At 72.2% G+C, this 22,680-nt stretch carries 20 protein-coding genes and 1 pseudogene; 13 read left to right on the forward strand and 8 right to left on the reverse strand.

The window, feature by feature from the left end:
- The 3 genes and pseudogenes from ABZS51_RS28455 to ABZS51_RS28465 form a co-directional block, all read right to left on the reverse strand.
- Positions 1-579 (reverse strand): annotated as a pseudogene (locus tag ABZS51_RS28455) (hypothetical protein); the annotation flags it as partial.
- Between the two features lie 113 nt (positions 580-692).
- Positions 693-1,859, reverse strand: a complete 1,167-nt coding sequence (locus ABZS51_RS28460) for an ROK family transcriptional regulator (RefSeq protein ID WP_355447120.1) — start codon at positions 1,857-1,859, stop codon at positions 693-695.
- A gap of 123 nt (positions 1,860-1,982) precedes the next feature.
- Positions 1,983-2,588: a helix-turn-helix domain-containing protein gene (locus tag ABZS51_RS28465; RefSeq protein ID WP_310714311.1), complete on the reverse strand. Its 606-nt coding sequence runs from the start codon at positions 2,586-2,588 to the stop codon at positions 1,983-1,985.
- A 94-nt stretch (positions 2,589-2,682) separates the two neighbouring features.
- Here ABZS51_RS28465 and ABZS51_RS28470 point away from each other — a divergent pair, with 94 nt between their 5' ends.
- The 3 genes from ABZS51_RS28470 (at position 2,683) to ABZS51_RS28480 (ending at position 4,893) form a co-directional block, all read left to right on the forward strand.
- Complete coding sequence (locus ABZS51_RS28470; protein WP_355447123.1) at positions 2,683-3,879, forward strand: cytochrome P450; 1,197 nt, start codon at positions 2,683-2,685, stop codon at positions 3,877-3,879.
- A 10-nt stretch (positions 3,880-3,889) separates the two neighbouring features.
- On the forward strand, positions 3,890-4,084 hold the full coding sequence (locus ABZS51_RS28475; protein ID WP_310714316.1) for a ferredoxin: 195 nt from the start codon (positions 3,890-3,892) through the stop codon (positions 4,082-4,084).
- Between the two features lie 362 nt (positions 4,085-4,446).
- On the forward strand, positions 4,447-4,893 hold the full coding sequence (locus ABZS51_RS28480) for an SAV_6107 family HEPN domain-containing protein (protein ID WP_355447126.1): 447 nt from the start codon (positions 4,447-4,449) through the stop codon (positions 4,891-4,893).
- A gap of 680 nt (positions 4,894-5,573) precedes the next feature.
- Here the strand turns inward: ABZS51_RS28480 and ABZS51_RS28485 are convergent.
- From ABZS51_RS28485 to ABZS51_RS28505, 5 genes are all read right to left on the reverse strand, one after another.
- Positions 5,574-6,068 (reverse strand): transcriptional regulator, encoded by a 495-nt coding sequence (locus ABZS51_RS28485; RefSeq protein ID WP_026214021.1) that lies wholly within the window; start codon positions 6,066-6,068, stop codon positions 5,574-5,576.
- Between the two features lie 303 nt (positions 6,069-6,371).
- A complete protein-coding gene (locus ABZS51_RS28490; protein ID WP_355447129.1) occupies positions 6,372-7,238 on the reverse strand; it encodes a universal stress protein in 867 nt (288 codons plus the stop codon).
- Complete coding sequence (locus tag ABZS51_RS28495) at positions 7,238-8,659, reverse strand: amino acid permease (RefSeq protein ID WP_355447132.1); 1,422 nt, start codon at positions 8,657-8,659, stop codon at positions 7,238-7,240. The genes ABZS51_RS28490 and ABZS51_RS28495 overlap by 1 nt, the downstream gene beginning before the upstream one ends.
- Before the next feature lie 42 nt (positions 8,660-8,701).
- Positions 8,702-9,637 carry a carbamate kinase gene (gene arcC, locus ABZS51_RS28500; RefSeq protein WP_355447135.1) on the reverse strand — a complete coding sequence of 312 codons (936 nt, stop codon included), beginning with the start codon at positions 9,635-9,637 and terminating at the stop codon, positions 8,702-8,704.
- 55 nt (positions 9,638-9,692) lie between these two features.
- Positions 9,693-10,937: an arginine deiminase gene (locus tag ABZS51_RS28505; protein ID WP_355447138.1), complete on the reverse strand. Its 1,245-nt coding sequence runs from the start codon at positions 10,935-10,937 to the stop codon at positions 9,693-9,695.
- 136 nt (positions 10,938-11,073) lie between these two features.
- Here ABZS51_RS28505 and pyrR point away from each other — a divergent pair, with 136 nt between their 5' ends.
- The 10 genes from pyrR to gmk all read left to right on the forward strand — a co-directional run bounded on the left by pyrR (position 11,074) and on the right by gmk (position 22,679).
- Positions 11,074-11,619 carry a bifunctional pyr operon transcriptional regulator/uracil phosphoribosyltransferase PyrR gene (gene pyrR, locus ABZS51_RS28510; protein ID WP_310714340.1) on the forward strand — a complete coding sequence of 182 codons (546 nt, stop codon included), beginning with the start codon at positions 11,074-11,076 and terminating at the stop codon, positions 11,617-11,619.
- Positions 11,616-12,536 carry an aspartate carbamoyltransferase catalytic subunit gene (locus ABZS51_RS28515; RefSeq protein ID WP_310714342.1) on the forward strand — a complete coding sequence of 307 codons (921 nt, stop codon included), beginning with the start codon at positions 11,616-11,618 and terminating at the stop codon, positions 12,534-12,536. Before pyrR ends, ABZS51_RS28515 begins: the two co-directional genes overlap by 4 nt.
- Before the next feature lie 11 nt (positions 12,537-12,547).
- On the forward strand, positions 12,548-13,828 hold the full coding sequence (locus tag ABZS51_RS28520) for a dihydroorotase (protein ID WP_355447142.1): 1,281 nt from the start codon (positions 12,548-12,550) through the stop codon (positions 13,826-13,828).
- Positions 13,825-14,931, forward strand: a complete 1,107-nt coding sequence (carA, locus tag ABZS51_RS28525) for a glutamine-hydrolyzing carbamoyl-phosphate synthase small subunit (RefSeq protein ID WP_310714345.1) — start codon at positions 13,825-13,827, stop codon at positions 14,929-14,931. Before ABZS51_RS28520 ends, carA begins: the two co-directional genes overlap by 4 nt.
- Positions 14,918-18,211 carry a carbamoyl-phosphate synthase large subunit gene (carB, locus tag ABZS51_RS28530; RefSeq protein ID WP_355447146.1) on the forward strand — a complete coding sequence of 1,098 codons (3,294 nt, stop codon included), beginning with the start codon at positions 14,918-14,920 and terminating at the stop codon, positions 18,209-18,211. The genes carA and carB overlap by 14 nt, the downstream gene beginning before the upstream one ends.
- Before the next feature lie 51 nt (positions 18,212-18,262).
- A complete protein-coding gene (locus ABZS51_RS28535; RefSeq protein ID WP_310714350.1) occupies positions 18,263-19,114 on the forward strand; it encodes a dihydroorotate dehydrogenase electron transfer subunit in 852 nt (283 codons plus the stop codon).
- A 34-nt stretch (positions 19,115-19,148) separates the two neighbouring features.
- Positions 19,149-20,126: a dihydroorotate dehydrogenase gene (locus ABZS51_RS28540; protein WP_355447150.1), complete on the forward strand. Its 978-nt coding sequence runs from the start codon at positions 19,149-19,151 to the stop codon at positions 20,124-20,126.
- Positions 20,123-20,821 carry an orotidine-5'-phosphate decarboxylase gene (gene pyrF, locus ABZS51_RS28545; RefSeq protein WP_355447153.1) on the forward strand — a complete coding sequence of 233 codons (699 nt, stop codon included), beginning with the start codon at positions 20,123-20,125 and terminating at the stop codon, positions 20,819-20,821. The genes ABZS51_RS28540 and pyrF overlap by 4 nt, the downstream gene beginning before the upstream one ends.
- Before the next feature lie 824 nt (positions 20,822-21,645).
- Complete coding sequence (mihF, locus tag ABZS51_RS28550) at positions 21,646-21,969, forward strand: integration host factor, actinobacterial type (RefSeq protein WP_020541698.1); 324 nt, start codon at positions 21,646-21,648, stop codon at positions 21,967-21,969.
- A 137-nt stretch (positions 21,970-22,106) separates the two neighbouring features.
- Positions 22,107-22,679, forward strand: coding sequence for a guanylate kinase (gene gmk, locus ABZS51_RS28555; RefSeq protein WP_310714420.1), 573 nt, complete (start codon positions 22,107-22,109; stop codon positions 22,677-22,679).
- The last annotated feature ends 1 nt before the right edge of the window (position 22,680 follow it).

A 22,680-nucleotide genomic window follows, 5' to 3' on the forward strand; every position in this document is an offset into this window, starting at 1 on the left:
GGGCACGGGCACGGCGCGGCCGGTGCCCCACCAGGCGGCGACGTCCGCGAGCGTGCGGGCGAAGTGCCGCCCGCTGACGTCCAGCCGCAGCACCACGCCCGCGTCCGGCGAGGCGTCGTGCTCGACCCAGAACCCGAACTCCCCGGTCTCCTCCACGACCCCGGTGCGCGTGCGCACCGGCTTGACGACCTCGCCCGCCGCGTACGTGCACACCGACACGTCGCCGGCGCCGACGAGGCAGCCGACGGGCGCGTTCCGCTCCAGCGCGGCGGTGCGCGGCCGGCGCCAGAACGGCGGCAGCCCCCGGTGCTCACCCCCGTCGGCCGCCCAGAACGCGGTCACGTCCACGCACGGCAACCGCCAGCCGACCCGTACGGGCGCCGGCCGGTCGGGCACGACCGTGATCTCGGCCACGCCCGGCGGTCCCGGGACGACGGTCCACGAGAGCGAGGCGGCGGCCATGGCGTCCAGCACGATCCCGGCGCCGCCGGCGGCGGTCAGGCCGGTCGGCACGCGCTCCTCGCGGATCGGCGCGAACGCCTCGTCGTGGGGCTGCCAGATGCCGGGGGCCAGGCTCACGGCCGCTCCCGCGTCGGTCGCTCCTGCGTCACGGCTCCTCCTGCGTCCCGGTGGGTCCTGTGTCACGGCTGGCCCTGCGTCCCGGTCGGTCCTGTGTCACGGTGGGTCCTGCGTCACGGCTGGCCCTGGAGGGTGAACAGGGACTGGATGGCGACGGCGGCCGCGCCGCGGGCCCACTGCTCGAACGGGCGGGGCCGCAGGACGAGCCGGCACTCGGCGGCGGCGCCGAACGCCTGGCCGGTGAAGCCCCGCCGGATCTGCTCCTCGAACAGGTCGTAGGCCGCCAGCCCCTGCACGTCGCCGGTCACGATGATCCGCTCGGGGCCGACGAGGTTGGCCATGGCGGCCACGGCCAGGCCGATGGCGTGCCCGGCGCGGGCGAACACCTCGCGCGCCGCGGGGTCGCCGGCGTGGGCCAGCTCGATCGCGCCGTCGACGGTGAGCGCGGCGTCGCCGGTCGCGGATCTGACGGCCGCCAGGATGGGCGCGGTCCCGGCGATGGCTTCGACGCAGCCCCGCCCGCCGCAGTGGCACGCGGGCTCGTCACCGCCGACCGGCACGTGGCCGATCTCACCCGCGACGCCGTGCGACCCGGCCACCACGCGGTCGTTGACCACCAGTCCGCACCCTATGCCGGCCCCCACCGTGACCAGCGCGAACGACGACGCCCCGAGGCCCTCGCCGAACCACTGCTCGGCCACGGTGAGCGACTTGACGTCGTTCTCGACGGTCACTGTCAGGCCGGTGGCCTCGGCGGCCATCCGGGCCAGCGGCACCTGGCGCCAGGTGAGGAACGGCGAGTAGCGCACCACGCCGTGGGCCTTGTCGACGTCGCCGGACACGGCCAGGCCGAGCCTGTGGCACCGCTCCCGGTAGGCGGGGCGGACGTCGAGCAGCTCGGACACCAGCGCGGCGATCTCGGCCACCACCTCCTCGGCGGACGCCGTGCGCAGGGGCCGGCGGGCCGACTCCATGACCTGGGCGCGCAGGTCGGTGACCACGCCGATGAGCTCGTCGTCGGTGATCTTCACCCCGGCGAAGAACTGCCGGTCGGGCCTGATGGCCAGCGGGCTCGCCGGCCGCCCCGCGCCGGGGCCGGGCCGCTCGGTCGCCTGGAGCTCCTCCAGGTAGCCCGCCTCGATGAACGGGCGGGCCGCCTTGGTGACCGCGGCGGACGACAGGCCGGTCCGCCGGGCGATCTCCACACGGGACACCGGCCCCTGCGTGAGGACCATGGTGAACACGGTGGCCGACGCTGGGGTGGTGAGCGGTGCGAGCATGAGCCAAATTAACTTCGTTAGGAAAGGAATTGTCAAGCCGGCGGCATCCGCCTCCAAGCCGCCTGGCGGGGGCCCTAGGACTCGGCGGCCGAACGGGTGTCACGGTGCGGCCGCGGGCGGGTGTCAGCCCAGCGAGCGCAGGCCGCGGAGGGTGATCTCGGTGGCGACCAGGGCCGCGTCCAGCGCCTGGTCCATGGACTCGCCCCGCTCGACGCTGGCCATGACCGCCAGCTTGGCCGCGCCCGCGAACGCGCCCACCGCCGCGGCGGCCTCCACCGGGCTCAGCCGCCCGCGGTAGGACTCGTGGAGCGCCCGCGCCAGCCGGAGCTGGCTGGTGTAGAGCAGGTGGAGGGCGCGCGCCTGGAGGGCCGGGACCGTCATCATGAGCCGGATCCGCAGCGGCATCTCCTCCACGGCGTAGTTCTCGTCCCCGGCGGCGTGGGCCAGCGCGTCCCGCGCGATCCGCGTCAGCAGGTCAGGCAGCGGCTCGTCCGGCGCCCGGTCCCGCACGAGCGCGGCCGTGCGCTCCATGCGGCTCTCCATGTCATGGAAGATCACGTCCTCCTTGCTCGCGAAGTAGCTGAAGAACGTGCGCGTCGACACGTCGGCCTCCGCCGCGATCTCCGCGAGCGTGGTCTCCTCGTAGCCCTTCTCGGCGAACAGCCGGAGCGCGGCCTCGATCAGCGCCCGGCGCGTGCGCTGCTTCTTGCGCTCCCGGATTCCCGCCATGGCGGAACTGTACTGCACGCATTTTAGTTTTTCATCCGTTGAAAGTTTGCATTCGCTGATGTTTTGTGGAAGGTGACCCGGAAGGAGACCACAGATGTCCGAGCTGACCATGTCCACCGACCGCGAACGCCCCTTCGACCCTCCCGACCGCCTCACCGAGCTGGGCGGGGAGGCGCCTCTCCACCGGCTGACGTTCGCCGACGGCCACGAGGGCTGGCTGGCCACGGGCTACACCGCTGTGCGCGCCGTCCTCGCCGACCCCCGCTTCAGCAACCGGCCCGAGCACATCCACCCCACCATCCCGGCCCGCGCGGCCGTCGCCAAGGAACTGCGGGAGAAGGCCTTCGTGCCGCCCGGGTTCTTCCTGCGCATGGACGCGCCCGAGCACACCCGCTACCGCAAGCTGCTCACCGGCCAGTTCACCGTCCGCCGGATGAAGCAGCTCGAACCCCGCATCGAGGAGATCACCCACGCCCGCCTCGACGCCATGGAGGCCGCGGGCAAGCCCGCCGACCTGGTCGAGCAGTTCGCCCTGCCCATCCCGTCGCTGGTGATCTGCGAGCTGCTCGGCGTGCCGTACGAGGATAGGGAGCGCTTCCAGCGCGACTCGAAGGCGCTGCTCGCCCTGGAGAGCGGGGCGGCGGAGGTCATGGACGCCATGACCAGCATGACCTCCTACCTCGGCGAGCTCATCCGGCGCAGGCGCGCCGAGCCGCGCGACGACCTGATCAGCGGCCTCGCCCAGGGCGGGGAGCTGGCCGACGACGAGCTGACCGGCGTCGCGTTCCTGCTGCTCGTGGCGGGGCACGAGACGACCGCCAACATGCTCGGGCTCGGCACGTACGCGCTGCTGCGCAACCCGGACCAGCTCGCCGCCATGCGCGACGACCCCTCCGTGGTGGACAACGGCGTCGAGGAGCTGCTGCGCTACCTCACGATCATCCACATCGGCCCGATCCGCACCGCGCTGGAGGACGTCGAGGTCGAGGGCGTCGCCATCGCGAAGGGCCAGTCGGTCGCCCTGTCCCTGCCGGTCGCCAACCGCGACTCCGCCCGCTTCCCCGGCGGGGATACGCTCGACGTGACTCGGCCCGCCGGCGGCCACCTGACCTTCGGGCACGGCATCCACCAGTGCCTCGGGCAGCAGCTCGCCCGGATCGAGATGCGCATCGGCTACCGGGCGCTGCTGCGCCGCTTCCCCGGGCTGCGCCTGGCCGTGCCGCCGGAGGAGGTGCCGATGCGGACGGACATGAGCATCTACGGGGTGCACCGCCTCCCCGTCACGTGGTAGGGAGATCATCATGGAGATCAAGGCAGACACGACCGTGTGCATCGGGGCGGGCATGTGCGCGCTCACGGTGCCCCAGGTCTTCGACCAGAGCGACGAGGACGGCACGGTGGTCCTCCTGGAGACGGCGCCCCCCGAGGAGCTGGAGGAGGCGGTCAGGCGCGCGGTGACCCTGTGCCCGTCGGGAGCGCTGTCGGTCACCCCCTGACGCCGCGCGAGGGGTGCGTCGAGAGTCCCTATCCGACATGCCGATCGAACCTGTGTTCTGAAACGGGTTGACACCGAGCGTGATCGAAATTATGTTCGACGTAGTGGCGTGAGGCTCGCGGCTCACGTCGAAGGACCTGGTCGCGGGCCACGCTTCCCCCAAGCGGGACCCGCGGTCAGGCTCCACGGGCGAAGGGCGTGTCCTCGTCGTCGGCGGAGACGAGTCGGGGCACGTCCTGGCCGGACGGGGAGAGGGGAAGCTTCTCGTCCGGCCCGCCCGGCGGAATTGTCGGTGGCGCCTGCGATTCTGGCTTCACCGGTGGTGACGCCGGCAGCCGCCCACGACCCCAAGGAGGCGTGCACATGGCACCACGGTCAAGAGACCCGCAGGGTCCCAGGCTGTCGCCCGCCGTTCGGGCGCACCTGACGGATTCCCGTTCCTGCCTGGCGGAGGCGACGGTCGCGCGCACCCCGGCATCCCGATATGTGGCAGCACACCTGGCGGCGCTCCGAGCGGCCGCCGCGATCCTGGCCGCCCGGCCCCGGCCGATGGAGGGCCGCAGGCGCCGCCTGCGCAGCGCGTGGGAGCTGCTGCCCGAGGCGGAGCCCGAGCTCGCCGAGTGGGCCGCCTACTTCGAGGTGAGCGCCGCCAAGCGCGCCGCCGCCGAGGCGGGCATGGTCCGCGGCGTCTCCGCGGCCGACGCCGACGAGCTGCTGTCCGAGGCCGACACCTTTGTGACGCGAGTGGAGGAGATCCTGGGGGTCCCTACCCAACCCCAGTTGCCCGTCGACGTTCCTTTGGCCGGGTGACCCGCCGCCGCACCCCACCACCCCAGGGCCCGACCCTCTTCTAGCGCCCCTTTCGACCGGACGCGCGCAGCATCCCGGTCAGACGGCGAGCCCTCGCGGCACGCGTCGCCTCGCCCGGTCACCTCCGGGGGCCCCTCACGCGCGGCGGACGATTCCTGCCCACGCCCGCGTCGGAGTCGGCGTCCAGCTTGCCGGAGCGCTGCGAACGAGAAGCGTCACGGCGGGTCCCCCTCGCCCGAGCCGGCACACGGCCCCCGCACCGCCCCCCTCGAAGCGCAGCGGCCCCACCCGCACGCGGCCTCCCGGTGCCCGCCCACAAGCGCCTGCGGCCCCACCCGCCCGCCCCGAAGCGCACCCGCCCGCACGCGCATGCCGGAAGCCCAAGCAGCCCGCACGCGGCCTCCCCGCTCACGCGGCCTCCCCAGCGCACGCCTGAGCGCGCGGCCCTGTCCAGTGCACGCCCGGAACTGCCCGCGGCCCCGAAGCGCAGGCGGCCCGCGAAGCGCAGGCGGCCCCGAAGCGCACGCAGCCGTACGTCAGAACTGGGGCCGGACACGCCTGAGGGGCGCGCAGTGCGGTGCGCGCCCCTCAGGTGAGAACATCGCCCCCGGAACGGGAGCCGACCGAGCGGGAGCCGGTGGGGCCAGGTGCCGGTGGGGCCGGGCCCGGGTCCGGCGGGGTCAGAACGACTCGACCGCCCGGCGCGCCTCCGCGTCGAGGACACCCCAGCTGATGAGCTCCTCCGTCAGCTCGCTGGGCGACTTGTCATAGATCACGGCCAGGGAGCGCAGATCCTCCTGGCGGATCGACAGCACCTTGCCGTTGTAGTCGCCACGCTGGCTCTGGATGGTGGCGGCGTAGCGGGCGAGCGCTCCGGCCTTCTCCTTGGGCAGCGTGGCCAGCCGCTCCAGGTCGATCACAAGCTTCGGGGTCGGCCCGAGCGGGCTGGGCGCGGCACCGCCCGGCAGGAGCTCGGAGACGGGCACCCCGTAGAAGTCGGCAAGCTCGGCAAGCTTCTGCACCGTGACCGCGCGGTCGCCACGCTCGTACGAGCCCACGACCACGGCCTTCCACCTGCCACGCGACTTCTCCTCGACCCCGTGCAGGGACAGACCCTGCTGGGTGCGGATGGCGCGCAGTCGTGCACCCAGCGACTTCGCGTACTCAGACGGCATCGTGTGGCCCCCCGGCTCTCGTATGTATCGCTATCAGTAGATTGTGCTCCCTCGCGGTGAACGCCGAAGCCACCGGGGGTCTGGTGCCGAATACGGCACCATCGGTAGCCATGGCCTTGGGTTTACCCCCAAAACGCCGCGAGGTGTGGTTACGCACAGTGACGGTAAAGGGGAGGACGCCTAAGGTCAAGCTGATTGGAAAAAAGATGCCGAATCCGATCCGGGAGGCTACGCCACATTAGCCCCAGTTGTCCCGGCAATAACGGTACTTCGTCACGATTTGTCGAGTACGAGATTTCCGTTTCACGGCTGCCGAGTGAGGATCATCACAGGGCACGTGGCCGCCCGGACAATCTTGACGGAGGTGTCACCGAGGAAGACGCGGCGCAGCGGCCCACCCGTGCTCGACGCGCACAGGAGCAGCTCCCCGCTCACCCAGGACGCGGTGGCGAGCGCCTGGCCCACGTTCCGCCCCTCCAGCACCTCGACCTCCACCTCCAGCCGCCGCCGGTGCCCCCGGGCCGCCGCCTTGAGGTCGGCCGCCGTCTGGTCGCGCAGCCGTTCGAGCATCCGCTCCTCGACCTCGACCCGCCTGCCGCTGCTGACGACCAGCGTCACCAGCCGCAGCGGCACCTCCAGGGCGGCCGCCGCCTGGGCGGCCGAGACGACCGCCGCGTCGGCGGACGGGCCGCGCCGGTAGGCGACCGTGATGCGCTCGAAGGCGCCCGGCGGCTCGTCCGCGAAGCCGCGCGGGGCCAGCAGCACCGGCACCGAGGAGGAGTGCAGCAGCTGGTCGGCGGTGCTGCCGATCTCGATGCGGCCCTTGCCGCCGCCCGGCGCCGAGCCGATCACGACGACGTCCGCCCCGCGCCTGCGGGCCAGCTCCACCAGCCCGCGCCCGCTGCCCTTGTGCATGTGGATCACGTAGTCGGCGTCGTCGCCCACGATCTGCCGGGCCTGGGTGAGCGTGCTCTCGGCCTGCTCCTCCAGGTAGGCGCGCCAGGCGGTCTCCTCCGCCCGCGCCGGTCCGGGCGTGGTCCAGGCCGGCGGCTGCACGGTCGCCACCGTGAGGCGCCCCCCGGCCTGCTTGGCCAGGAGCGCGGCCAGCACGATCCCGTCGCGGCCCCTCGGCTCGGGAATGGCTCCGGCGAGAATGTTGTCGAACCGCATCAGACCACCTCGGCGTTCAGCCGCGACTTGCGGAAGCCGTACAGGAAGTATCCGGCCAGGCCAGCCAGCATCCACAGCCCGAACGCGATCCACGTGACGCCCGCGAGCCCGGCCATCACGATGGCACAGAAGATCGCTCCGAGCACCGGCGTGACCGGGAAGAGCGGCGTGCGGAAGCTGCGGGGCAGCTCGGGGCTGCGGTAGCGGAGGACGAGGACGCCCACGTTCACGATGAGGAACGCGAACAGCGTGCCGATGCTGGTGGCCTCCGCGAGCTGCCCGAGCGGGACGAACCCGGCGAGCACCGAGATGAACGCCGCGACGATCAGCGTGTTGGCGACCGGCACCTGGTGGCGCGGGTTGACCTTCTGGAACACGTGGGGGATGAGCCCGTCACGGGACATGGCGAACAGGATGCGGGTCTGGCCGTAGATGACGGTCAGCACGACGCTGGCGATGGCGATGACCGCGCCGAAGGAGATGATGATCCCGGCCCAGGTGGAGCCGGTGGCGAGGTCGGCCACCTGCGCCAGGCTCGCCTCGGTGCTCTCCGGGTTGAACTGGGTCCACGGCATGGCCCCGACCGCGGCGGCGGCGACGAGCACGTACAGGACCGTCACGATGACCAGCGACAGGATGATCGCCAGCGGCAGGTCACGCCTGGGGTTCTTGGCCTCCTCGCCGGCCGTGGAGGCGGCGTCGAAGCCGATGTAGGAGAAGAACACCTGCGAGGCGGCGGCGGTGATGCCGGCCACGCCCAGCGGCGCGAACGGCGTGAAGTTGCGCGCCTCGAACGCCGAGAACGCCACCACGCAGAAGAACGCCAGCACGACGATCTTGATGATGACGAACACGGCGTTGGCCGTGGCGCTCTCGGAGGCCCCGTACAGCAGCACCCAGGTGGCGAGCACGACGATGAGGATGGCCGGCAGGTTGATGACGCCGCCGTCCTGGCCGGGCGAGCCGATGATCTCGGCGGGCAGCTGCCACCCGAACAGGCCGTGCAGGAACGAGTTGAGGTACTGCCCCCAGCCGACGGCCACCGCCGCCACCGAGACGGCGTACTCCAGCATGAGGCACCAGCCGCACACCCAGGCGATCAGCTCGCCCAGCGTCGCGTACGCGTAGGAGTAGGACGAGCCGGACACCGGGATGGTGCCGGCGAGTTCGGCGTACGACAGCGCCGAGAACAGGGCGGTGATGGCGGCGAGCAGGAAGGACAGCACCACCGCCGGACCGGCCTTGGGCACGGCCTGGCCGAGGATGACGAAGATGCCCGTGCCGAGCGTGGCGCCGACGCTGAAGAGCGTGAGCTGCCACAGGGACATGGTGCGGCGCAACTCGCCGCCCTCGCCCCGGCCGCCCTCCGCGACGATCTGCGCGGTCGGCTTGGTGCGGAAGAGCCGTTGGGCCAGTGTCACCGGGAACCTCCTTCGGACCTAGAGCCGGGCCTGGAGCCGCGCCTAGAGCGTGCTCGTCAGGGGCCAGCGGGCGTTGGGCGTGACGATGGTGCCCGCGGAGCCCTCCAGGATCTGCTCCGCCTGGTCGAGCCGGCCGATGGCGGCCATGTCGCCCGTCGTCTCGACGAACCGGCACACGGCCTCGACCTTCGGCCCCATGGAGCCGGCCGGGAAGTCCAGGGCGCGCAGCTCGTGGGGGGTGGTGTGGCCGATCTCGCTCTGCCCGGGGGTGCCGAAGCCGCGCATGACGCGCGGCACGTCGGTGAGGATGAGGAACGCGTCGCACTCGAGCGCCTCGGCGAGCATCGAGGCGGTCGCGTCCTTGTCGATGACGGCCTCGACGCCCGACAGCCGGCCGTGCTCGTCGCGGATGACCGGCACGCCGCCGCCGCCCGCGCAGATCACGACGACCTCCTCGCGCAGCAGCCGGCGGATGAGCCGGGTCTCCACGACCCGCTGCGGCGCGGGGGAGGGGACGACGCGCCGCCAGTAGTCGCCGTCCTGCTTGACGGTCCAGCCGTACTCGGCGGCCAGCTTCCCCGCCTCCTCGCGGTCGTAGACCTGGCCGACGAACTTGGTCGGGTCGTCGAAGGCCGGGTCGACCGCCGACACCAGCGTCTGCGTGACCATGGCGAGGACCTGGCGGCCGGGCAGCGCGTTCTGCAGGGCCTGCAGCATCCAGTAGCCGATCATGCCCTGGGTCTGCGCGCCGAGCGCGTCGAAGGGGTACGGCCTGGTCAGGTGGTGGTCGGCGGCGCTCTCCAGGGCGAGCAGGCCGATCTGGGGGCCGTTCCCGTGCGTGATGACCAGCTCGTGCCGCTCGGCCAGCTTGGCCAGCGTCCGCACGGACGAGGCCACGTTGGCGACCTGCGTGTGCGCGTCCGGCTGCTGCTGCCGCTGGAGCACCGCGTTGCCGCCCAGCGCGACGATGACCCGCATACGGTCCCTCCTCATCCCACCGAAGACGCAGTCCCGCTCGAAGAAGCAGTCCCGCTCAGATGCCGTCGCGCTCGATCGGGCAGCTCATGCAGCGGGGGCCGCCGCGGCCCCGGCCGAGCTCGCTGCCGGGGATCGTGATGACCTCGATGCCGTTGTCGCGCAGGAAGTTGTTGGTCGTGGTGTTGCGCTCGTAGGCGATGACCACGCCGGGCTCGACGGCCAGCGCGTTGCAGCCGTCGTCCCACTGCTCGCGCTCGGCGGCGTAGACGTCCTGCGTGGGCGTGAGCACCTCGATGTCGTCGAGGCCGAGCGCGCGGCCGATGGCGCGGTGCATGTCCTCGGGCGGATGGTCGGTGACCTTCAGCTCCTTCTCGGTGTCGCCCGGCTCGATCGTGTACGACGGCAGCATGCCGAGCCCGGCGTACTTGGTGAACACGCCCACGTCCACCATGGTCATGACGGTGTCGAGGTGCATGAAGGCGCGCGCCTTCGGCATGTCCAGCGCCACGATCGTGCGCACCGACCCGGCCTGGAACAGCCGCTGCGCGAACATCTCGACGGCCTGCGGCCGGGTGCGCTCGCTCATCCCGACGAGCACGGCGCCGCGGCCGATGACGAGCACGTCCCCGCCCTCCAGCGTGGCCGGCGCGATCGCGTGGCCGGGCAGCCAGACGTGGAAGCCGCCCTTCTGCGGCTTGCCGAAACCGTCGGCGAACGTGGGATGGAACTGGTAGACGGCCTCCATGTTCACGGTCTCGCGCATGCGGGCCTTCTTGCGCATCGCGTTGATGGAGACGCCGTCGTACACCCAGCAGGAGGTGTCGCGGGTGAACAGGTGGTTGGGCAGCGGGGGCAGGACGAAGCCGTCGTCGGGGAGCGCGTGGTAGGCCACCGACTTGGGGTCGCAGTCCAGCTCCGCCAGCTCCCGCTTGGTGATGCCGCCCGTCAGGTACGTCTGCAGGGTCTCGGAGTCCATCGCGTCGAGCGTGTTGCGCACGTCGTCCACCGCCAGCGGGCCCATGAACCGCTCGTCCACGATCGCGTCGAGGATGTGCTTGCGCGCCTCGGGGATCTCGACGGTCTCCCGCAGCAGGTCGGCCAGGATGTGCACCTCGACGCCGCGGCTGCGCAGCGCCCGCTGGAACTCCTCGTGCTCCTCCATCGCCCGCTGCACCCACAGGACGTCGTCGAACAGGAAATCGTCCTTGTTGGTGGGCGTGAGCCGCTTGAGGGCCAGGTCCGGCTTGTGCAGCAGGACCTGACGGAGCCTGCCCACCTCGGAATCGACATGGAACGTCATTGTCTGTCTATCCCCCGAGGAGCGCGTGTCACGCGGGCGGGGTCCCCCCGTTGTGGCTGGTAGCCCCTGGTACTGTGGGTGCGACCAACACCCTTTAAGACCCGTCCCGTGAGGCGGGAAAGGTGGTGAATCTCCCATGTCCGAATCCAGGGCCGTCCTCGAGGGCCCGGACATCCATCGGGCGCTGACCCGCATCGCGCACGAGATCCTCGAGCGCACCAAGGGCGCCGGCGAAGTCGTCCTCCTCGGCATCCCGACCCGCGGCGCCACCCTGGCCCGCCGGCTCGGCGACCGCATCGAGCAGTTCGAAGGGGTCAAGATCCCCGTCGGCTCGATCGACATCACGATGTACCGCGACGACCTGCGGCTCAAGCCCGCCCGCCCGCTCGGCCACACCGAGCTGCCCCCCGACGGCGTCGACGGCAAGACCGTCGTGCTGGTCGACGACGTCCTCTACTCCGGCCGCACCGTGCGCGCCGCCCTCGACGCGCTCAACGACCTCGGCCGGCCGACCTCGGTGCAGCTCGCCACGCTGGTCGACCGGGGACACCGGGAGCTGCCGATCCGCGCCGACTACGTCGGCAAGAACCTGCCGACCGCGAAGAGCGAGAAGGTCAAGGTCTACCTGGAGGAGATCGACGGGCGCGAGGCCGTGCTGCTCATCAAGGAGGACGCCAAGTGAACCGCCACCTCATCTCCGCCGGCGACCTCACCAAGGACGACGCGCTGCTCATCCTCGACACCGCCGAGGAGCTGGCGAGGGTCTCGGAACGTTCCATCAAGAAGCTGCCCACGCTGCGCGGCCGCACGGTGGTCAACCTGTTCTTCGAGGACTCCACCCGTACGCGCATCTCGTTCGAGGCCGCGGCCAAGCGCCTGTCGGCCGACGTGATCAACTTCTCGGCCAAGGGGTCCAGCGTCTCCAAGGGCGAGTCGCTCAAGGACACCGCGCTCACCCTGGAGGCCATGGGCGCCGACGCGGTCGTCATCCGGCACGGCTCCTCGGGCGCGCCGCACCGGCTGGCCACCTGGGTGCGCGGCAGCGTCGTCAACGCCGGCGACGGCACCCACGAGCACCCCACGCAGGCGCTGCTCGACGCGTTCTCGATGCGCCGCCGCCTGGGCGGCCTCGACGGGCGCCGCATCACGATCGTCGGCGACGTCCTGCACAGCCGGGTCGCCCGCTCCAACGTGCTGCTGCTGGCCACGCTCGGCGCCGACGTCACGCTGGTCGCGCCGCCCACGCTGCTGCCGGTCTCGGTCGGCACCTGGCCGTGCGAGGTCTCCTACGACCTCGACGCGGTGCTGCCGAAGTCCGACGCGGTGATGATGCTGCGCGTGCAGAAGGAGCGGATGAACGCCGCCTACTTCCCGAGCGAGCGCGAGTACTCCCGCCGCTACGGTCTGGACCGCGACCGGTTCGCCAAGATGCCCGACGACGCCATCGTGATGCACCCCGGCCCGATGAACCGGGGCATGGAGATCGCCGCCGAGGTGGCCGACTCCCCGCGCTCGACCATCGTCGAGCAGGTCGCCAACGGTGTGACCATCCGCATGGCCGTCCTGTACCTGCTGCTCGGGGGAGAGACCGTAGCGTGATCATAAAAAATGTGCGGGTTCTCGGCGGAGAGCCCGTGGACATCCGCGTCGAGGACGGCCTCATCGCCGAGATCGGCCCCGGCCTGACCGGCGGCGCCGGTGCCGAGGTCGTCGACGGCGGCGGCGCGATCGCCCTGCCCGGCCTGGTGGACCTGCACACCCACCTGCGCGAGCCCGGCCGGGAGGACGCCGAGACGGTCCTGACCGGCACCCAGGCCGCCGCCCGCGGCGGCTACACCGCCGTCCACGCCATGGCCAACACCTCGCCCGTCGCCGACACCGCCGGCGTGGTCGAGCAGGTGTGGCGGCTCGGCCGCGAGCACGGCCACTGCGACGTGCAGCCGGTCGGCGCCGTCACCGTCGGCCTGGAGGGCCGGCAGCTCGCCGAGCTCGGCGCGATGGCCGACTCCGCGGCCCAGGTCCGCGTCTTCTCCGACGACGGCAAGTGCGTCAGCGACGCCGTGCTCATGCGGCGCGCCCTGGAGTACGTCAAGGCGTTCGACGGCGTCGTCGCCCAGCACGCCCAGGAGCCGCGGCTGACCGAGGGCGCCCAGATGAACGAGGGCGTCGTCTCCGGCCGGCTCGGCCTGACCGGCTGGCCCGCGGTCGCGGAGGAGGCGGTCATCGCCCGCGACTGCCTGCTGGCCGCGCACGTCGGCTCCCGCCTGCACGTGTGCCACGTCTCCACCGCCGGCTCGGTCGAGATCATCCGCTGGGCCAAGTCCAAGGGCTGGAACGTCACGGCCGAGGTGACCCCGCACCACCTGCTCCTCACCGACGACCTGGTCGAGGACTCCCCGGTGGGCGCCTACAACCCCATCTACAAGGTCAACCCGCCGCTGCGCACCCGCGCCGACGTGGAGGCGCTGCGGGCCGCGCTGGCCGACGGCACGATCGACGTCGTCGCCACCGACCACGCCCCCCACCCGGTCGAGGACAAGGAGACCGAGTGGTCGGCCGCGGCCATGGGCATGATCGGCCTGGAGACGGCGCTCAGCGTGGTCCAGGAGGCCATGGTCGACACCGGGCTGCTCGACTGGGCCGGCGTCGCGGACCGCATGTCGGCCGCCCCGGCGCGGATCGGCCGCCTGCCCGGCCACGGCCGTCCCCTGGCGGCGGGCGCCCCGGCCAACATCACCCTCTACGACCCGTCCGCCCGCACCCCGGTCGACCCGGCGGCCTACGCCTCCAAGAGCAGGAACACACCGTACGAGGGCATGACGCTGCCCGGCCGCGTGGTGGCGACGTTCCTGCGCGGTACGCCCACCGTCCTCGAAGGGAAGTTGACGTGACACAAGCGGTGCTCGTACTGGAAGACGGCCGCGTCTTCCACGGGACCCCCTACGGCGCCGAGGGCGAGACGTTCGGCGAGATGGTCTTCAACACCGGCATGACCGGCTACCAGGAGACCCTGACCGACCCGTCCTACCATCGGCAGATCGTCGCCATGACGGCCCCGCACATCGGCAACACCGGCGTCAACGACGAGGACCCCGAGTCGGGTCGCGTCTGGGTGGCCGGCTACGTCGTGCGCGAGCCGTCCCGCGTCGTCTCCAGCTGGCGGGCCAACCGCTCGCTCGACGACTACCTCAAGGAGCAGGGCGTCGTCGGCATCGCCATCACCGGCACCCGCGCCCTGACCCGCCACCTGCGCGAGCGCGGCGCCATGCGCGCCGGCATCTTCACCGCGCCGGCCGAGCCGGTGGAGGCGCTGGTCGAGCGCGTGCGCTCGGCGCCCGCCATGGAGGGCGCCGACCTGGCCGCCGAGGTGGCCACCGCCGAGCCGTACGTGGTGCCGGCCGTCGGCGCCAAGCGGTACACGGTCGCGGCCGTGGACCTCGGCATCAAGGGCATGACCCCGCACCGCATGGCCGAGCGCGGCTGCGAGGTGCACGTGCTGCCCGCCACCGCCACCGCCGAGCAGATCCTCGGCCTGCGGCCGGACGGCGTGTTCTTCTCCAACGGCCCCGGCGACCCGGCCACGGCCGACGTCGAGCCGCTGCGCGAGGTCCTGTCGAGCGGCACCCCGTTCTTCGGCATCTGCTTCGGCAACCAGCTGTTCGGCCGGGCCCTGGGCCTGTCCACGTACAAGCTGCGTTACGGCCACCGCGGGGTCAACCAGCCCGTCCAGGACGTCCGCACGGGCAAGGTGGAGATCTCCGCGCACAACCACGGGTTCGCCGTGGACGCGCCGCTCGACGGGCCCTTCGACACCCCGTTCGGCCGGGCCGAGGTCAGCCACGTCAATCTGAACGACCGCTGCGTCGAGGGCCTGCGGCTGCTCGACGGCCGCGCCTTCAGCGTCCAGTACCACCCGGAGGCCGCGGCCGGCCCCCACGACGCCGCCTATCTCTTCGACGAGTTCTGCGAGGTCATGAACCGTGCCCAAGCGTGAGGACATCAGGTCGGTCCTGGTGATCGGCTCCGGGCCGATCGTCATCGGGCAGGCGTGCGAGTTCGACTATTCCGGCACCCAGGCCTGCCGCGTGCTGCGGGCCGAGGGCTTCCGGGTGATCCTGGTCAACAGCAACCCCGCCACGATCATGACGGACCCGGAGTTCGCCGACGCCACCTACGTCGAGCCGATCACTCCCGAGTACGTCGAGAAGATCATCGCCAAGGAGCGGCCCGACGCGCTGCTGCCGACGCTGGGCGGCCAGACCGCGCTCAACACCGCGGTCGCGCTGCACGAGTCGGGCGTGCTGGAGCGCTACGAGGTCGAGCTGATCGGCGCTGACTTCGACGCCATCCAGGCCGGCGAGAACCGCGAGCGGTTCAAGGAGATCGTCGCCAAGGTCGCCCGCGAGCACGGCCTCAACGCCGAGTCGGCCCGCTCGGTCATCTGCCACACCATGGACGAGTGCCTGGCCGCCGTGGGCGAGCTGGGCTACCCGCTGGTGGTGCGGCCGTCGTTCACCATGGGCGGCGTCGGCTCCGGCTTCGCCTACGACGAGAGCGACCTGCGGCGCATCGCCGGCGCCGGCCTCGACGCGTCGCCGACCACCGAGGTGCTCCTGGAGGAGTCCATCCTCGGCTGGAAGGAGTACGAGCTGGAGGTCATGCGCGACAAGGCCGACAACGTCGTCATCGTGTGCTCCATCGAGAACATCGACCCGATGGGCGTCCACACCGGCGACAGCGTCACCGTCGCGCCCGCGCTGACTTTGACCGACCGCGAGTACCAGAACATGCGCGACGTGGCCATCGCGGTCATCCGCGAGGTCGGCGTCGACACCGGTGGCTGCAACATCCAGTTCGCGGTGGACCCGAGCACCGGCCGCATGATCGTCATCGAGATGAACCCGCGCGTGTCGCGCTCCTCCGCGCTGGCCTCCAAGGCGACCGGCTTCCCCATCGCGAAGATCGCCGCCAAGCTGGCCATCGGCTACACGCTCGACGAGATCCCCAACGACATCACCCGCGAGACCCCGGCCTCCTTCGAGCCGACCCTCGACTACATCGTGGTCAAGGTGCCGCGCTTCGCCTTCGAGAAGTTCCGCGGCGCCGACCGGACCCTGACCACCCACATGAAGTCGGTGGGCGAGGCCATGGCCATCGGCCGCTCCTTCCCCGAGGCGCTGCAGAAGGCGCTGCGGTCGCTGGAGAAGTCCGGATCGTCGTTCTCCTGGGCGCCCGGCGACGAGGTGGCGCCCAAGGAGGAGCTGCTGGCCGAGTGCCGCGTCCCGCACGACGGCCGGCTGCGCACCATGCAGCAGGCCATCCGGGCCGGCGCCACCGCCGAGGAGCTCTACGCGGCGACCAACGTCGACCCGTGGTTCATCGACCAGCTCTTCCTGCTGCACGAGGAGGCCGCCGCGCTGGGCGAGGCTCCCGAGCTGACCCCCGGCGTGCTGGAGCGGGCCAAGCGCCACGGCTTCAGCGACGCGCAGATCGGCGAGATCCGCGGCGTCGGCGAGGCCCGCGTGCGCGACCTGCGCCACGCCCTCGGCGTCCGGCCGGTCTACAACACGGTCGACACGTGCGCCGCCGAGTTCGCCGCCAAGACCCCGTACCTCTACTCCACCTACGACGAGGAGAGCGAGGTCCCGCCCGGCGAGCGGGAGAAGGTCATCATCCTCGGCTCCGGCCCCAACCGCATCGGGCAGGGCATCGAGTTCGACTACGCGTGCGTGCACGCCTCCTTCGAGCTGTCGCGGGCCGGGTTCGAGACCGTCATGGTCAACTGCAACCCCGAGACCGTCTCGACCGACTACGACACCTCCGACCGGCTCTACTTCGAGCCGCTCACCCTGGAGGACGTCCTGGAGGTCGTCCACGCCGAGCAGCAGACCGGCCCCGTCGTGGGCGTCATCGTGCAGCTCGGCGGGCAGACGCCGCTCGGCCTGGCCCAGGCGCTCAAGGACGCGGGCGTGCCCGTCGTCGGCACCACGCCCGAGTCGATCCACCTGGCCGAGGAGCGGGGCGCGTTCGGCCGCGTGCTGGCCGAGGCCGGGCTGCCCGCGCCCAAGCACGGCACCGCCACCACCGTCGCCGGGGCGCTGGCCGTGGCCGCCGAGATCGGCTACCCCGTGCTCGTGCGGCCCTCGTACGTGCTGGGCGGCGCCGGCATGGCCATCGTCTACGACGACGAGACGCTGAGCGGCTACATGGCGGCCCAGGAGGGCGGCCACCCGGTGCTGGTCGACAAGTTCCTCGACGAGGCCATCGAGATCGACGTGGACGCGCTGTACGACGGCGAGGAGCTCTACCTCGGCGGCGTCATGGAGCACATCGAGGAGGCCGGCATCCACTCCGGCGACTCGGCGTGCGCCCTGCCGCCCATCACGCTCGGCAGCCACGACATCAAGCGCATCCGCTCCGCCACCGAGGACATCGCCCGCGGCGTCGGCGTGCGCGGCCTGCTCAACGTCCAGTACGCGATGTCGGCCGGCGTCCTGTACGTCCTGGAGGCCAACCCGCGGGCCAGCCGTACCGTGCCGTTCGTGTCCAAGGCGACCGCGGTGCCGCTGGCCAAGGCGGCGGCCCGGGTGATGCTCGGCGCGTCCGTCGCCTCGCTACGCGAGGAGGGCATGCTGCCCGCCACCGGCGACGGCGGCACGCTGCCGATGGAGGCGTCCATCGCGGTCAAGGAGGCGGTGCTGCCCTTCAACCGCTTCCGCGGCGTCGACATCGTGCTCGGGCCCGAGATGCGCTCCACCGGCGAGGTCATGGGCATCGACGAGTTCTTCGGCGTCGCCTACGCCAAGTCCCAGGCCGGCGCCTACGGCGAGCTGCCCACCAAGGGACGCGCGTTCGTGTCCGTGGCCAACCGCGACAAGCGTGCGATGATCTTCCCGGTGCGGGCGCTGGCCGACCTCGGCTTCGAGATCCTCGCCACCGAGGGCACGGCCGAGGTGCTGCGCCGCAACGGCGTCCATGCCAAGATCGTGCGCAAGCACAGCGAGGGGCCCGGGCCCGGAGGTGAGCCGACGATCGTGCAGTGCATCCTCGACGGCGAGGTCGACCTGATCGTCAACACGCCGTTCGGCAGCCCGGGACAGTCCGGCCCGCGCCTCGACGGCTACGACATCCGCACCGCAGCGGTGCTGCGCGGCGTCCCGTGCATCACCACGGTCTCGGGACTCGCGGCGGCCGCCGCGGGCATCCAGGCCATCGTGCGGGGCGATGTGGGCGTACGGTCCCTCCAGGAGCACGCGCAGGCGCTGCGGGGCTAGCACGGCCCCGGGGCGCCCCACGGGAGGTGAAGGAGACTGGCCGGCACTCCGGTGCAGGTGACGGGCACGGTGCTGACGACGCGCCGGGTCGACGCCTACCATGCGCTGACGGTGGTGGCGCCCGGCATCGCTGAGCGTCACCGGCCCGGCCACTTCGTGTCCGTCGCCGTGGGCGGGTCCCGCACGTCCATGATCACCCGGCGTGCCTTCACCGTCCACGACGTCAAGCCCGATTACGGCGGCACGGTGGAGCTCGTCTTCACCGTGCGCGGCCCCGGTACGGCCTGGCTGGCCGAGCGGCGCGCCCGCGACACGCTCGACCTCGTCGGGCCGCTGGGGCGGCCGTTCCCGCTGCCGCGCGACCCGGTGCACTGCGTGCTCGTCGGTGACGAGTACGGCGCGGCGGTGCTGTTCCCGGTGGCCGACGCCCTCATGGAGCGCGGCTGCCGGGTCGACTTCCTGCTCGGCGGGGCGAGCGCCGACCGCGTGTTCGGCGCCATGCGGGCCCGGCGCATGGCCGCCACCACCACGCTCACGACCGAGGACGGCTCGCTCGGGCTGCGCGGCAGGGTCACCGACGCGCTGCCGTCGGTGATCGCCGACACCCGGGCCGACGCCGTCTACGCCTGCGGCCCCATGGACACGCTGCGGTCGGTCACGGCGGTGGCGATGGAGTTCGACATCCCGGTGCAGGTGGCGGTGGAGGAGTCGATGGCCTGCGGGATCGGGGTCTGCATGACCTGCGTGCTGCCGATCATCGGCGACGACGGGGTGACCCGGATGGTCCGCGCCTGCGCCGAGGGGCCGGTGTTCCGGGGGGAGCGGGTGCGGTTCGAGGACGTCGGAACGATCCCGTTCGACGCCCTGGGCGCGCCCGGAGGCGGTACGCGTCATGCCGTCTGACGCCTCGTGCACCCGCGGGCCGGGGTGAGCTGACATGCCCGTCGACATGCGCACGTTCCTCGCGCACGTGGAGCTCGCCAACCCCGTCACCACGGCCGCCGGCTGCGCCGCCGCCGGCCGCGAGCTGGCCCAGTTCTTCGACCTGCACCGGCTGGGCGCGCTGACCACCCGCTCCATCACGATGGCGCCGCGCGCCGGCCGCCCCACGCCGCGCATGGCCGAGACCGCCTCCGGCATGCTCAACGCCGTCGGCCTCCAGGGGCCGGGCATCGACGCCTTCCTCGAACGCGAGCTGCCCTGGCTCGCCCAGCGCGGCATCAGGACCATCGTGTCCATCGGCGGCGGCACCGTCGCCGAGTACTCCGAGCTGGCCCGCAGGCTCGCCGACGCGCCCGGCGTCACCGCGCTGGAGGTCAACCTGTCGTGCCCCAACATCGAGGACCGCGGCCGGGTCTTCGCCCGCGAGGGCGGCGCCGCGGCCGAGGTGATCGCCTCGGTGCGCTCCATCATGCGCTACGACGTCCCGGTGGTGGCCAAGCTGGCCCCGGACGTGGCCGACATCGTGGCCGTCGCCCGCGCCTGCGTGGACGCCGGGGCCGACGCACTGTCCATGATCAACAATCCGCTCGGCATGGCCATCGACACCATGGCGCTGCGGCCGTCGCTGGCCGCCGTGACCGGAGGGCTGTCGGGGCCCGCCATCCTGCCCCTGGCCGTACGGTGCGTGTGGCAGGTCCACGCCGCGCTGCCCGGGGTGCCGCTGATCGGCGTCGGCGGCGTCATGAGCGGCGAGGACGCCTTCCAGCTCATCCTGGCGGGCGCCTGCGCCGTCGGAGTGGGCACGGCGCTGTTCCACGACCCGTACGCGTGCCTGCGCATCGAGCGCGAGCTGGAGGACCTGCTCCAGGCGCGCGGCTTCCAGCGGCTGGCCGACGCCGTCGGCCTGGCCCACCGCCCGCCGGGGAGCGCCCCCCGGCACCTGCCCGTCGACTCTGAGGAGAGCTCCCCGTGACGCCCGCACCCATCGCCGTCGCCCTCGACGCCCCTGACCTGGAGACCGCCGCCCGCTGGGCCGGGCTGGTGACCCCGCATGTCAGCACCGTCAAGGTGGGCCTGGAGCTGTACCTGCGCTACGGGCCGGACGTCATCGCGTCCGTGCGCGGGGCGAGCGGCGTCCGCGTCTTCCTCGACCTGAAGCTGCACGACATCCCCAACACGGTCGCCGGGGCCGCCAAGGCCGTCTCCCGCCTGCGCCCGGCCATCCTGACCGTCCACGCCGCGGGCGGCCCCAGGATGATCCAGGCGGCCGTGGAGGCCGCCCCGCACACGCAGATCGCCTCCGTGACCGTTCTCACCTCGCTCAGCGAGGCCGACCTGGCCCGCATCGGCTTGGAGGGCCCGGCGGACGACGCGGTGCGCCGCCTCGCGGCCATGTCGGTCGAGGCGGGCGCCACGGCCCTCGTGTGCAGTCCCAACGAGGTCGCCGCCGTCCGGGCGGAGGTGGGGCCGGACATCACCCTCATCACGCCGGGGGTGCGGCCCGCGGGGGCGGACGTCCAGGACCAGGCCCGGGTCGCCACGCCGGAGCAGGCGCTGGCGGACGGCGCGGACCTGCTGGTGATCGGCCGCCCCATCACGGCCGCCCCGGACCCCGGCGCCGCCGCCGCCTCCATCGCCGCCGCCCTCCGCCGCACCACACCCTCCTGACCGCGGCGGGCCCGACTTTCACGGGCCCCATTCTCGCGGGCCCCCACGTTCGCGGGCCCGGCCGGACGGGCTCTCACTCTCGCGGCCCGACTTTCGCGGGCCTCCACTTTCGCGGGCCCGACCGGACGGGCGCTCACCTTCGTGGGCCCGACTTTCGCGGCCCGACCGCACGGGGTCTCCCTCCGCGAGCTCCGCGCCCGTTCGGGGCGGGCCTGTGCCTCCGGGCCGCCCGGTGCGCCACCGGAGGCCTTCCCGCGCCGTCGAGGACCCTCCTGGGCGCGCCCGAGGGGGTGCCGAGCCCAAGGGCGCCAGGGGGCGTACGGCGGTGTCCCGCGGGGAGCGTTCGCGCGCCGCTCGCGAGCCCCGGTGGCCGCCCCGCCGGCGGCAGGCCGCGCCGCGAGATGCGGCCTGCCGGACGTCGCGCACCCGCGCGGACCCGCGTCGCGCACGAAGGCGTGACAGGGCCCGCGCGGAGCCGTCGTCCCCGGGCCGGGGAGCGTCCCCACGAACAAGATCAAATCATGGCACAAGCCTCACGGCGCCGCGACTGCGACAGGTTTGGGACGCCGTTCGACGTGGGGTTTCGGACGCCAGGATCGCCGAGAATGCGATCATCGTCCCCTTTGTTGCCGGACCTCCCAAGCGTCGGGAGAAGCGGGAAGTGAAGGCGATTTCGTCAGCACACCGTAGCGTCATGGACACACAAAGTGACGAAGTTGACTTTGTCAGGAGAGAAACTGGCCTTGGCGTTGCTTAGGGGTCGATGACCAGCTAGTTTCCCTTCCCGTCCGAGTACGTCGACAAGAAATTCGAGGTGACCCGGCGTGGCTCTTCCTCCCCTGACCCCTGAGCAGCGCGCCGCAGCCCTGGAGAAGGCTGCCAAGGCCCGTAAAGAGCGTGCCGAGGTCAAGAACCGGCTCAAGCACGGCGCGGTTTCTCTGGCTGAGGTGCTCAAGGATGGGCAGACCGACGACGTCATCGGCAAGATGAAGGTCTCGGCTCTGTTGGAATCGCTCCCCGGCGTGGGCAAGGTCCGCGCCAAGCAGCTCATGGAGCGGCTCGCCATCGCCGAGTCCCGCCGCGTGCGGGGTCTCGGCGCGAACCAGAGGGCTTCCCTCGAGCGCGAGTTCGGTGGCAACGAGAGCTAGTCTCTGTTCCACACGAAAGCGCAGGTTCGACGGGGGGTAGGAAGGTGACCGAGAGGTCATGGTCCGGCGATGCAAGGGCCCACGAGGCCGTCCGCGCCGGGACGAAGGTCGACTTCCTCCCCTCCGGTGACAGACGTCTGACGGTCCTGTCAGGGCCGTCGGGCGTCGGCAAGTCCACGGTCGTCGCCGAGATCCGGCGGGCACACCCCGAGGTGTGGCTGTCGGTCTCGGTGACCACCCGCAGGCCCCGGCCCGGCGAGGTGCACGGGGTCCACTACTTCTTCGTCGACGGTCCCGAGTTCGACCGGCTCGTCGAGGCCGGCGAGCTGCTGGAGTGGGCGGAGTTCGCGGGCAACCGCTACGGCACGCCGCGCGCGGCCGTGCTGGAGAGGCTCGCCGCGGGCGTCCCCACCCTGCTGGAGATCGACCTGGAGGGCGCCCGGCAGGTGCGGCGGAGCATGCCGGACGCGCTGCTGGTGTTCCTCGCCCCGCCCAGCTGGGAGGAGCTCGAGAAGCGGCTGCGCGGGCGCGGCACCGAGCCCGAGGACGTCATCGCCCGCCGCCTGGAGGCCGGCCGGGTCGAGATGGCGGCCGAGAAGGAGTTCGACCTCACCCTGGTGAACACGGATGTCGAAGACGTGTGCCATCGGCTGATAGATTTGATGACCGACCCTCTGGGGGTCACGACAACCACCAACCGAGAGGTCTGAC

This window comes from Nonomuraea sp. NPDC005501, from assembly GCF_040605905.1.
In the GTDB taxonomy this organism is placed as follows: domain Bacteria; phylum Actinomycetota; class Actinomycetes; order Streptosporangiales; family Streptosporangiaceae; genus Nonomuraea.